Source organism: Vibrio taketomensis (assembly GCF_009938165.1).
GTDB classification, from domain to species: Bacteria; Pseudomonadota; Gammaproteobacteria; order Enterobacterales; family Vibrionaceae; genus Vibrio; species Vibrio taketomensis.
This window is the reverse complement of the sequence record NZ_AP019650.1, coordinates 571,522-583,769: the sequence shown is the minus strand read 5'-3', so window position 1 is coordinate 583,769 and position 12,248 is coordinate 571,522. Positions and strand designations below refer to the sequence as shown.

Genomic DNA, 12,248 nt, shown 5'->3' with positions numbered 1-12,248 from the left:
CCTTAAAACGGAAAAAAGCCGCCTTAATTAAGGCGGCGACTTAATCAGTGGTTATGCGGGGTTCACTGTTTTAAGGTTTTCCGAAGTTAGCTTCTCTACGTCGTCTTTAAACTCTTTTGCAATTGACTGAAGCTTATTACTGTCATCCATCATTTGCTGAGATAGCTTTGACAGAACAGTAAGTTGCTGGCTATTGAACGCAGCAAATGACGTCGCATCTTTGATTTCAGTTGCAGCTTTCATTTGTGTTAGCCCCATTTCGCTATAGGTGCGCATTGCGTTTAGCTGAAGTTCAGTCATCACTTCAACGTTCTTAGTCACAAGTTTGTTGAACTTGATGTATGGTTCTAGTTGTTTTTCAGTTTGGTCATTGAAGTTCTTAAAAAAGTCAGTGTACATGACGATAGCTCCTGGTTATAAAATTAATTCCATTCGATTGATTTAACGATGACCGCAGTACCCATACCGCCGCCAACACAGAGTGATGCAACACCATACTGGCCATTGCTACGATTTAATTCATGAATGAGCGTAACTAAAATGCGGTTACCCGATGCGCCTAGAGGGATGCCCTAGCGCGATTGCGCCACCGTTCTTGTTCGCTTTATCCATAATTTCAGTAATTGGTAAGCATGCTCATCGGCCAGTTGATGAATAACACCGAGTGCTTGACCAGCAAATGCTTCATTGAGTTCATAAACATCAATATCACTCGCTTTCAACTCAGCTTTAGACAGTGCCTTTGAAACCGCCGGTACTGGGCCAAGACCCATGATCTTTGGATCAATACCCGCTTGGGCATAGCTCACTACTTCAGCGATAGGGCGCAAGTTATGCTGCTTAACAGCACTCTCACTCGCGATCACAATCGCACTAGCACCATCATTAATGCCCGATGCGTTACCTGCCGTTACCGAGCCTTCTTTGTCAAAAGCTGGACGCAGTTTTTGTAACCCTTCCAACGTGGCATTATTTTTTGGGTACTCATCGGTATCAAAGGTGACCGTTTCACGACGCTGTGTCACTTCAACTGGCGCAATTTCAGCCACAAATTTCCCGGCTTCAATTGCAGAAACAGCTTTCTTTTGGCTCTCAAGTGCGTAGTGATCTTGTTGTTCACGCGTTATACCAACATGCTTAACTACATTCTCAGCGGTCACACCCATGTGGTATTGATTGAATACATCAGTAAGGCCATCGTTGATAAGTAAATCAGTCAGCGCCATGTTGCCCATCTTATGACCATCACGAACTTGACTTGGTACCGTAAATGGAATCTGCGACATAACTTCAACACCCGCAGCAACAACGATATCGCCATCACCAGAGCGAATATGACTCACCGCATCCATCACGGTTTTCATACCACTACCACACACCATGTTTAGACTGTACGCTGGAGTGATTTCAGGAATACCGGCCGCAATAGCCGCTTGTCGACCAACGCCCATGCCCTGGCCAGCCGCAATCACGTTGCCGACAATCACCTCATCGACTAGCTCTGCCGCTACGTTGCCTTCTGACAACGCCGACTTAATCGCAACTGCAGCCAAATCACCCGCACTTACATTTTTTAGGGAGCCACCAAATGCACCAATTGGGGTACGTTTCGCAGCAACAACAAATACTCTTTCCATCTCAACGCTCCTTATTGCATGTACAAGCCGCCATTAACAGACAATGTTTCGCCTGTAATGTACGCACCTGCATCGCTAACTAAGAAGCTTACAGCTTTGGCGATCTCTTCCGATTCTGCCAAGCGCCCCATCGGGATTTGACTTTGAATAAATTCAAGCGCTTCAGGTTTCATCTGCGCAACCATCGGTGTCATCGTATAACCTGGTGCTACTGCATTCACAGTTACACCACTTCGAGCACCTTCCGCCGCGAGTGCTTTAGTAAAACCAATCATGCCCGCTTTCGCAGCACTGTAGTTGGTTTGACCAAATTGCCCCTTGATGCCATTAACTGAAGAGATGTTGATAACGCGACCACCACCTTTTTCACACATCGGTGCAAACAGCGGCTGTGTAACGTTAAATACACTGTTTAAATTGGTGTCGATAACATCTTTCCATGCTTGTGGAGTCATTTTCTTGAATACACCATCTTTGGTGATTCCGGCATTATTGATGACAACATCAACGGTGCCTTCTTCTTGAAGCAGTGTGACTAAGCGCTCAGCGCACTGGTTTGTATCTGTCACATCTAGTTCAAACAATCGAACTGTATCCTTGGTGAAGTTGTTTTCTTCGAACCACTTTTGCGCACATTCACGTTTACCAACCGAATGAGTAGCGATTACTCGAAAACCATCTTCTACCAACTGCGAGGTTATAGCAGAACCGATCCCGCCCTTCGCTCCCGTGATCAAAGCGATTTTTTTCATTTAAGACTCCATGTCAAACAGCAAGTTAATACAAATCCCCAGACTAGATAATCATATTTTATTATCAATTCTGTTAATTATTCTTAAGCCATCACGCTTTGTGGCTTTCTATATATTTAAACCTAATAGGCATTTGTTACGTTTCAAATAATAATTTGAGAAATATACGTAAACTTGCGTCAGATCCCACTTGAGTGAAATGTTATATGAATGTTAATTTGATATTTTTCAGGCTGTTACCAGTCTTTTGATAATTTACACGCCAATGCTATGTTATTGTTTTATGTAGATTTAATCTAACCAAGGAGAAAACACGTAGTTCAACACAAGTGTTTGATGTATATGAAAATAATCACAATTTGATTCATTGGCATTTATTTCCATATTTCACCAATGAACCAACAAATGACATTTTTGTTAAAACGAATTTAAAGATAAATTTAAAGTCAATTTTACTTTTATTTCAATAGAAAACAAAACCCAGCAAATTATGCTGGGCTGGCTAGTTTGAGTCGCGCGATCAATTAGGCAGTGGATGATACGACCCAAATATTTGATAGCAGTGTTGTGAATATATCTACGTCTCAACTACTGCAATCAAAAGCCGAAAAGCGCAAAATTTCAAAGCAATTGACAAAAATTGATACTTTATTGCGGCTACACGTTAAAGGTAGTATGCAAACGCATGCTGTAAAGAAAATCAGTGCGATCTTAGACAAAAGTCTAATGCGATGAGCGTGCACGGAACCACGGCCTGGCTTCTAAACAGAGTGCAATAAACCGCCAGGTTGTTTGATCATTTTAAATGCTGCTACCAAATAAACGCTTTTTTCTATACGCATATCCCGCAATTATTGATGAAAAAACAGTGTAATTCTGGTAAAAAGAGAGCGTTACAAAGGTTTGGTGAAATTGATGATCGAAAGAAAACAAGGGCGTCGAAGCGCCCAAGATGCGGTGAAGACCAAAGGTGAGATTCTCAGAGTTGCAGCCAACATGTTTTGTGAATTAGGTTACGAACGCGTTTCATTAAGAAGCATCAGCGAACAAGCCGGAGTTTCTCATAGTTTGATTCGCCATCACTTTGGCAGTAAAGAAAAATTTGGTACGCCATTAGTGATGGTCTGCAAGAATATATGGTTAACTATATTCAAACCATCATCGAGAACATGCCGAAAAATATCCCTGCAAATGAGAAAATGTACATTTTTGCTGTACGCTTACTTGCGCAGATGTTGACCAACAAACGACCGATTCAGTTAATCGCCGATGCAGTACGTCAAGAAGATGCATTGTTTGATTATTTTGTTGATCAATCAGGAAAAATTCAGACTGCGGTTGACGATATCGCCGACGAATATAATCGTGAACATCCACACACTCCGATTAAAGTGTGGGAAATAAAATGGCAAATGATCATGTATGCGCATGGTGCAGCAAGTCTCTTGCCGTTCTTGGAACAAACTTGGTCCGATGAAACCAAGGACGTAGACCAATGTTTGCTGAATCATTGGCAGATGTTTAACCAAATTATGATACAAAGACTACAAATAAATTCAGAACAAATTCTGAGCCCTAAACAGCTTTCAGAATTAGTCTATGAAACAGATTGTGAGTAAAAACATTTGCCTTGATAGATGTCGAGATACAAAAACGCCAGCATATATGCTGGCGTTTTACTTTGACGATAGAGACTAGCGACGCTTGCCACGATTCGCATGAATTTTCATTTTCGCCTTCATACGACGCTTGTCAGAAGAGCGACTCTTCTTGTTAAAGTTGGTATCTTCCGGCAAATCTTCGATCAAACTTGGCTCATATCCCTCTAACCACTCTTGTGGTAGGCGAGTATCAAGCAGACGCTCCACCGCTTCCAACAAATATTCTTCGTCTCGGCTCATAAGCGAAATAGCACGACCATTATGCCCTGCGCGTCCCGTACGTCCGATACGATGCACGTAATCTTCAGCTTTAAATGGCATATCAAAGTTCACCACAACTTCCAGCTGATTGATATCAAGACCACGGGCTGCAACATCTGTAGCAATCAGTGCGCGCACTTTGCCTTGTTTAAAATCGTCCAACGCTTTTTGACGGGCGCCCTGACTCTTATCACCGTTGATTGAAGCGGCTTTAATGCCATCCAATTTTAGTTCGCTGACAAGTGCATCACTGCCCTGTTTGGTCTTAGTAAATACCAATACTTGTTGCCAATTGCGTGAACCAATGAGGTACGCCAACAATTCTGACTTGCGCTTCTTATCAACTGGGTAAACCATCTGTTCGACAGTTTCTGCCGTGCTGTTTTCCGGCGCGACTTGGATCTCTTTCGGATCGTTCATCATTTTGTATGCGATGTCTTTGATTTTCTTGTCAAAGGTTGCAGAGAAAAACAGCGTTTGTCGCTCAGCACTCATTTTGGCCAAAATACGTTTTAAATCCGGCCAAAACCCCATGTCTAACATGCGGTCAGCTTCATCAAGCACCAACGTTTGTGTCTTTTGCAACGTGACATTTTTACAGAACATATGGTCAAGTAAACGGCCCGGTGTGGCGATCAAAATATCGCACCCTGCTTGTAAATTTTTAGTCTGCACACCCATGCTTGTACCGCCGTAAGCCGTAACGATTTTAAGCGACGTCGCTTGGGCGTAAGCCGTCATATTATCAAATACTTGCTGAGCCAGTTCACGAGTAGGAACGAGAACCAATGCTAATACATCGTTACGCTGCTCATCACGAACCGTTGCTTGCGTGACCAAGCGTTGAATTATAGGTAATCCAAAGGCCGCGGTTTTACCCGTACCGGTTTGAGCACCTGCCAACACATCCTCACCATTAAGTACATGTGGAATCGCATGTGTTTGAATATCTGTTGGCGTTTCAAAGCCTAATTGTTCGAGAGTGGTGAGCAATTCGGAATTCAGGCCAAGATTGGCAAATGCTTTTGACATAGTTTTTATTACCTATTTTATGAACGGCTGCGATTCTATACTTAAGGCAATATCAGTTACCAGCGTTTAAACAAAAATCACGACTGTTAGTAAGGATTTGGGGGTATAACTGGTGAAACAGCGCTCCAAGTTGAACGTATTCGGCCTCAATGTTGGCATAACAATCAGCTAAGGGCGCCATACGCGGCGATCTTTGAGACATTCGCTGCAGTGCGAATTCGATATTCTCGATCTGCTGATAGGACTCTAGCCAGCGGCCATGCCACATATTTTGGGTAACCAATAAGAAGCGTTCTGGCAGATCAAGTACCTGAGCATTTTTCACTCGGGTTTCTGTATCGTTGCAAAATTCAGAGAGTGTCTTTCGATGGTATAAAGACCAATCCCTCGCCAGAAAGTGATCCCATAGAACATCAAGCGCAATACCCGCATAGCGTTTAACTGTGGGATCAAAAAGGTCTTTCGCTTCACGAGTGATTGGATGTGAATCGGTATAGCTATCGATATAACGATGCAATCGTATTCCTTGAGTGATGGCATGTGGATAGCGCTCAGATGGGTCACCTTTGACAAAATCACCGAGCAAATTACCGAGGAGATCGGATTGACAATGATCGGCGATATGCAAATGAGCTAAAAAATTCATAAAAGAGTAACGACAAATAATCCTAACAATACCGTTTTAGATTATGTGATCACATCACCTATTGCCAAATTTAAATAGCCAAGGGCGCCCCAAGTCCTCGTTTATTCGCTAGGAGTACATTCCTCTTCTGAGGTCGATTTCTCAGGTTGTGGGTATTCTCTTAATTCGATACCAATTTCGATCGCATCCAACAATTCTAGATCTAGACTGTCATCACTTTGACTTAATTTGCTCACCATTACTCCTTGGAAGATTACTCCTAAAATGCGTTTATATGCCAATTCTCGAGGTGTCCAAAGCGAATGTTGTGTAGAGTTTGAACTGCACCCTCTGCAAACGTTTTCTTGAACACCTTTTAATCAGTGTAAACTATAACACACTAGGAAATTTAAATTTACATAAAGCTTGATCTTTAGTTTTGATTACTACAAACTGAGCACCATCTAGCCATATTTCCTAGATATTTAAGATTTAACAAAATCTTTACTCTAACTAATCACAACAGTGTAAACAGAAGTATACATATGAACAAATCAAAGGTTTTGGGTAGTACTTTGATTATCTCAGGGACTACTATCGGCGCAGGAATGCTTGCGTTACCACTCGCCTCAGCGGGTATTGGCTTTTTTACTTCACTCGGCATTATGCTCGTGCTTTGGGCGTTAATGGCCTATACCGCCTTAATGATGGTTGAGTTACACCAGCACGCGGACAGCAATGCAACGCTACATACCTTAGCGATGCAAATCCTTGGTAAGCGTGGTAAGTGGTTAGCAAGTTTTGCGATGCTATTTCTATTTTACTCACTTTGTGCAGCATACATCGCTGGTGGTGGTGATCAGTTTGGTCAACGCATTGAATCTTGGACTGGCATAGAACTGCCTGCTCGGGTTGGAACGGTGATCTTCACTTTGTTAGTTGCAGCTGTGGTTGTGATTGGCACTGCGACCGTCGACAAAGTAAACCGTGTATTATTCACGCTTAAGCTCGTTGCGATGGCGAGTGTTCTTTTGTTTCTTGCGCCAAACGTAACGCAATCTTACTTGCTTAGCATGCCAATTGAGCAAGGGCTGATCGTCGCTGCTATTCCTGTGATTTTCACATCCTTTGGTTTTCACGGCAGTATTCCTGCGATCGTGCGTTACCTAGATGGTAATACTCGTTCACTCCGTACCGCGATAGTGATTGGTTCTGCGATCCCATTATTGATTTACGTATTTTGGCAAATCGTAACTCTTGGCGTTGTGAGCCAAAATGAATTGCTGGATAACCAAGGTTTAAGTGCGTTGATCGCGCAGTTGTCATCAACGGTGCAACAAACCAATATCAATCAAGCCATCGGTTTATTTGCAGACCTTGCACTCCTGACCTCATTCTTAGGTGTAAGCTTAGGTTTATTTGAATTTTTGGGTGATTCACTAAGCAGTAAAGGTTCATCTCGCATTGTTACGGGGTTAATCACCTTCACACCACCGATGGGGTTTGCCTTGTTCTACCCGCAAGGTTTTATTATGGCGCTAGGCTATGCCGCGATTGCACTTGCGATTTTGGCTATCTTCCTACCCGTTGTGATGATCATGAAAACACGTGCAAACAATCAAGCAGCAGCGTACCAAGTCGCCGGTGGACGCTTCGGCATCGTATTCTGTTCAGTGTCAGGGCTATTCATTGTCCTTGCACAATGTTTGATTACAGCCGGAGTGCTTCCTGCATTAGGTTAATGCCTATCTAAGTTGCTACTAGGCTCGTCGACGTAACCGTCTTCGAGCCTTTTTTCGTTCTGTCTTCAGATAATGCAGTACGCTTAAGGTATGTGTCCTTAAATAAGCATTGTTATGGAAGTGGAACAACTCGAAATTAAAACCTTTTTAGCGCAACATCCACCGTTTGACGACTTAGAAGATGATGTTCTAAACCACGTGGCAAAAAATGTCAAAGTTGCGTACTTTCGCGAAGGTGCACCTGTCATACAGTTCGGTGAGCAAATTCATGATTTGTATATGCTGCGTTCCGGAGTCGTAGAAGTATACCGGCGTAATGGTGAGCTATACAATCGGTTAGATGCTGGCGCTTTGTTTGGACAAATGGGGTTACTCACTAATAACCGAGTGCGTTTTCCTGCCACCACGGTCAAAGACTCCCTGCTCTATTGCATCCCCGAACAGATCTTCCTTGAATTGTATGAGCGACATGAAAGCTTTGCCGATTTCGTTGAAGTTGAACACAATGCCCGCTTACGCCAGGCGGTTTCCACCAGCTTTGAGGCCAACGACCTCACGACCTCAAAAGTTCGCACCCTTCTTTCGGGCGACGCTAATTTTGTCTTTAGTAACCAATCTATTCAAACCGCAGCGATTAAAATGGCTGAAGAGCAAGCCTCCGCTTTGCTTGTCATCGATCCTGAGATACACATTGAAGGTGATGATAACAGCGTGCAACCCACCTACACTGACGTTGATGACAAATCAACACTTGTTGGCATCGTAACCGACAGAGACTTATGTACTCGTGTGCTTGCGACCGGCTTAAATCCTGATGATCCCGTTAGTACAGTGATGACTCATGACGTGATTAGCTTGGACCACAATGCCTACGTGTATGAAGCAATGCTAACGATGCTACGCTTTAATGTGCATCATCTACCTGTAGTGAAAAATCATCATCCCATTGGAATCATCGAGACAACCGATATCATTCGCTATGAATCGCAAAACTCTCTGTTACTGGTAAGCCAAATCTATCAACAACAATCTATCGATGACCTCGCCTTATTATCTGAGCAGGTAAAAGACTGTTTTGTTCGTATGGTGAATGAGGATGCGAATTCACATATGATCGGTAGCGCAATGTCGGTCATCGGACGCAGTTTCAAGCAAAGGATCATTGAACTTGCGGAAGAAGAATTAGGGACAGCGCCGATCCCATTCTGTTTCCTTGCTTTAGGCTCAATGGGACGAGATGAGCAATTGCTAGTGACCGATCAGGATAATGCAATCATTCTCGACAACAGCTATGAACCATCGCTACACAACCCATATTTTGAACAACTCGCCAAATTAGTTTGCGACGGCCTGGCACGCTGCGGCTACAGTTATTGCACTGGCGATATCATGGCCACCAACCCAAACTGGCGAATGACACGTGTGGAATGGGAAGAGTGTTTTGCTGACTGGATCGATGACCCCAATCCCAAAGCATTACTTAATGCCTCAATCTTTTTTGATCTGGACGGTGTTTATGGCCGACTAAAATGGGCAGAACAACTGAATGGATTTATTGTGCGCAGGGCTAAAAAGAACAATCGATTCTTGGCTTGCTTGGCACGCAATGCGTTAAATCGCACTCCTCCTCTTGGCTTCTTTCGTGACTTTGTGGTTGAACAAGATGGGCAACACAAAAACTCCATCAACCTTAAGCGACGAGGAACAGCACCACTGGCCGATCTGATCAGAGTACACGCCTTAGCCGTTGGTTCACGCGCAACAAACTCGTTTGAACGCATTGACGATATTGATGAAGCGGCCATCCTACCCAAAGGTAAAGCCCATGCACTTAGAGATGCGCTTGAGTTCATTTCGATGGTGAGAATTCGACACCAAGCACGAGATGTGGAAGAAGGAAACGAACCAGACAACAGCATTGAGCCGGAGTTTCTCTCAGAGTTTGAACGCCGAAACCTGAAAGATGCGTTCCAAGTTCTAAGCAATTCACAGAATTTTTTAAAATTTCGTTATAACGCTAGCGGGGGTTTTAAATCATAAATTTGACCACTGCAGATATGAAAAAGGGAAGCTTCGACTTCCCTTTTCTTTTGCATCTAATCTTACCGTTTGTAGTCTTCGGTGCGCATCCCCATGATTAGGCTGACACACATCAACAATAAAACGAAAGTAAAGGGTAATGCAGTCGATATCGCTCCGGCTTGCAAGGCTTGTATTGCCTCGGTACCACCTATCCAGAGAAGCGCGACTGCGATTGCGCCTTCGATTAATGCCCAAAATACTCGCTGAAGCACTGGTGCATCCACTTTGCCACCGGCAGTAATACTATCAATAACCAATGAGCCTGAATCCGATGAGGTAATAAAGAAAACCAACACTAACACTACGGCGATAACCGACAGGATATTGCCGTAAGGCAACACATCAAACATCTCGAACATCGCTAGCGACACGTCAGTTAATCCTTTACTACCTAACTCTCCGACTTTATTCACTACTTGGTCAATGGCTAACCCGCCGAATACCGACATCCAGATTAGCGTGACACTCGTTGGCACAATCAGTACCGCGATAATAAATTGACGTACGGTTCGTCCACGTGAAACGCGAGCGATAAACATACCGACAAATGGTGACCAAGAAATCCACCATGCCCAATAGAATACCGTCCAACCTTGAAACCATGCTTCATCGGTACGGCCATGTGGGTTACTCAAAGGTATGATGTTCTCAACATACGCCATAAACGTCGTTGGAATATTGCCCAATGCAACCGCCCAACCAATCAACGCGACCAAAATAAGCAGCAGAAACGCTACGATCATATTGATATTACTGATGACTTTAACACCACCATCAATACCACGCATCACTGAAATCACCGCAAGAAGCGTTACTACGGTAATGACGATAATTTGCAACGTAAGTCCGGATTCAACACCAAACACATGGTGAATACCACTCGCCGCTTGTTGAGCCCCCAAACCAAGCGATGTAGCTAAACCGAACAAGGTCGCTAAAACAGCCAGAATATCAACAATATGGCCTGCCCAACCCCAAGCGCGATCACCAAGTATCGGATAGAAGATCGAGCGCATTGATAATGGCAAACCTTTGTTATAAGCAAAAAATGCCAATGACAACGCCACGACACCATAAATAGCCCAAGGATGAAGCCCCCAGTGATACATGGTTGCTCCCATCGCCAGACGCGCCGCTTCTGCAGTATTTGCTTCCACGCCGAGAGGCGTCTCATACCAACCTGTGTAGTAGGCAACGGGCTCTGCAACACTCCAAAACATCAAGCCAATGCCCATACCCGCAGCGAATAACATCGAAAGCCAAGAGATAAAAGAATAATCCGCAGTTGCGTCTTCACCACCCAAGCGTATTTTGCCCAGGGGGCTCACTACTAACACAAGACAAAATACGACAAACAAATTGCCCGACCAAATAAATAGCCAATCGAAGCTACCGATGATTTGCCATTTGATACCATCTAATGCGGTCTTTGCCGTATGGGAATCCAAAATTAACGCCGCTGCTAAGAAGATCGCGATGAAGCCTGCGCTAATACCAAATACGGGATTGTGAACGTCAAATCCCCATTTTTGGACATTGTCCTGCCCTATTGTGTAATCAGTACTGTCTATACTGTATTTATCAATGCCTTTAGTCATAGATACTCTCTGATTTTCCTTTCACTCCAAATTTAATTAGAGCTATAAATGTCCTCAAACTGTTATGTTTTTCATATCTTTTCGCCATAATGCTTACACATCGAAACATATAATTCCACCCAAAGGCGAATATTAGTCATTAAAACACTGCTAAATGCCAACCAAGCGCTTAATAGTTGTACAACTTGTTCAATAATAGCTGTGCTGTCTTGCATTATTTTATTCGTACTCTAATCAATATAGCACTTAGATTTACGTATTTATACTTCTCAACCCTTTTGATTTGAGTTATGTTCAGAAAAACTGACGACGTTTAAGGGTTTATCTTGGAAAAGCACGAAGAAGTACTAGTGTCGTTACGACAAATAATTCGAGCCATCGATTTGCATTCTAAAAAGCTCAGTAAGGAATCTGGATTGACCGCTCCACAATTGATATTGATGCGTTCAATTCGAGAGCTTGGTGAAGTGACTATCAAGCAACTCTCGACTCACACCAACATGAGCCAAGCTACCGCAACGATTATCTTAGATCGCCTGCAAAAAAATGGACTGATTGAACGTCAGCGCAGTGAGACCGACAAACGAAAAGTCCATGCCGTGCTGACCGCTCAAGGCCGCGAGCGTCTTGAGCAAGCACCAATGCCGTTACAGCAAAGCTTTATCAACAAGTTCCAACAGCTAGAAGACTGGGAGCAAACACTGTTACTGTCTTCAGTACAACGCCTATCTGCAATGATGAATGCGGAAGATATTGATGTCGCGCCAGTCCTTGAATTGGGCAGTATCACCAAATCTGATTAAATAGACTTTGCCTACCGCAACTCCAACGCGGTAGGCCTTTACTCCGATAGTAAAA

The 12,248-nt window shown here is 43.6% G+C and carries 9 protein-coding genes and 2 pseudogenes; 4 read left to right on the top strand and 7 right to left on the bottom strand.

From position 1 onward, the window contains the following. Positions 1–51: 51 nt before the first annotated feature. The 3 genes and pseudogenes from Vt282_RS16330 to Vt282_RS16320 all read right to left on the bottom strand — a co-directional run bounded on the left by Vt282_RS16330 (position 52) and on the right by Vt282_RS16320 (position 2,389). Positions 52–399: a phasin family protein gene (locus Vt282_RS16330; protein WP_162048090.1), complete on the bottom strand. Its 348-nt coding sequence runs from the start codon at positions 397–399 to the stop codon at positions 52–54. Positions 400–422: 23 nt separating this feature from the next. After that, positions 423–1,637, bottom strand: a pseudogene (locus Vt282_RS16325) (acetyl-CoA C-acetyltransferase). Positions 1,638–1,648: 11 nt separating this feature from the next. Then, the gene (locus tag Vt282_RS16320; RefSeq protein ID WP_162048088.1) at positions 1,649–2,389 is read right to left on the bottom strand and encodes an SDR family oxidoreductase; all 741 of its coding nucleotides are present in this window, start codon (positions 2,387–2,389) and stop codon (positions 1,649–1,651) included. 915 nt (positions 2,390–3,304) lie between these two features. Between Vt282_RS16320 and Vt282_RS16315 the strand changes: the two are divergent. Beyond that, positions 3,305–4,008: pseudogene (locus Vt282_RS16315) on the top strand (TetR/AcrR family transcriptional regulator). Between the two features lie 75 nt (positions 4,009–4,083). Here the strand turns inward: Vt282_RS16315 and Vt282_RS16310 are convergent. The 3 genes from Vt282_RS16310 to Vt282_RS16300 all read right to left on the bottom strand — a co-directional run bounded on the left by Vt282_RS16310 (position 4,084) and on the right by Vt282_RS16300 (position 6,228). Next, positions 4,084–5,343: a DEAD/DEAH box helicase gene (locus Vt282_RS16310; protein ID WP_162064073.1), complete on the bottom strand. Its 1,260-nt coding sequence runs from the start codon at positions 5,341–5,343 to the stop codon at positions 4,084–4,086. A 52-nt stretch (positions 5,344–5,395) separates the two neighbouring features. Then, a complete protein-coding gene (locus tag Vt282_RS16305) occupies positions 5,396–5,989 on the bottom strand; it encodes an acyl carrier protein phosphodiesterase (RefSeq protein WP_162064072.1) in 594 nt (197 codons plus the stop codon). 101 nt (positions 5,990–6,090) lie between these two features. Then, positions 6,091–6,228, bottom strand: coding sequence for a hypothetical protein (locus tag Vt282_RS16300; protein ID WP_162063745.1), 138 nt, complete (start codon positions 6,226–6,228; stop codon positions 6,091–6,093). A 285-nt stretch (positions 6,229–6,513) separates the two neighbouring features. Between Vt282_RS16300 and Vt282_RS16295 the strand changes: the two genes are divergently transcribed. Next, a complete protein-coding gene (locus Vt282_RS16295) occupies positions 6,514–7,710 on the top strand; it encodes an aromatic amino acid transport family protein (protein ID WP_162064071.1) in 1,197 nt (398 codons plus the stop codon). 114 nt (positions 7,711–7,824) lie between these two features. After that, positions 7,825–9,750 (top strand): putative nucleotidyltransferase substrate binding domain-containing protein, encoded by a 1,926-nt coding sequence (locus Vt282_RS16290; RefSeq protein WP_162064070.1) that lies wholly within the window; start codon positions 7,825–7,827, stop codon positions 9,748–9,750. Between the two features lie 62 nt (positions 9,751–9,812). Here the strand turns inward: Vt282_RS16290 and Vt282_RS16285 are convergent, their stop codons facing one another. Next, positions 9,813–11,390 carry a BCCT family transporter gene (locus Vt282_RS16285; protein WP_162048083.1) on the bottom strand — a complete coding sequence of 526 codons (1,578 nt, stop codon included), beginning with the start codon at positions 11,388–11,390 and terminating at the stop codon, positions 9,813–9,815. 326 nt (positions 11,391–11,716) lie between these two features. Here Vt282_RS16285 and Vt282_RS16280 point away from each other — a divergent pair, with 326 nt between their 5' ends. Beyond that, positions 11,717–12,193 carry a MarR family winged helix-turn-helix transcriptional regulator gene (locus tag Vt282_RS16280; RefSeq protein ID WP_162048082.1) on the top strand — a complete coding sequence of 159 codons (477 nt, stop codon included), beginning with the start codon at positions 11,717–11,719 and terminating at the stop codon, positions 12,191–12,193. Positions 12,194–12,248 lie beyond the last annotated feature (55 nt).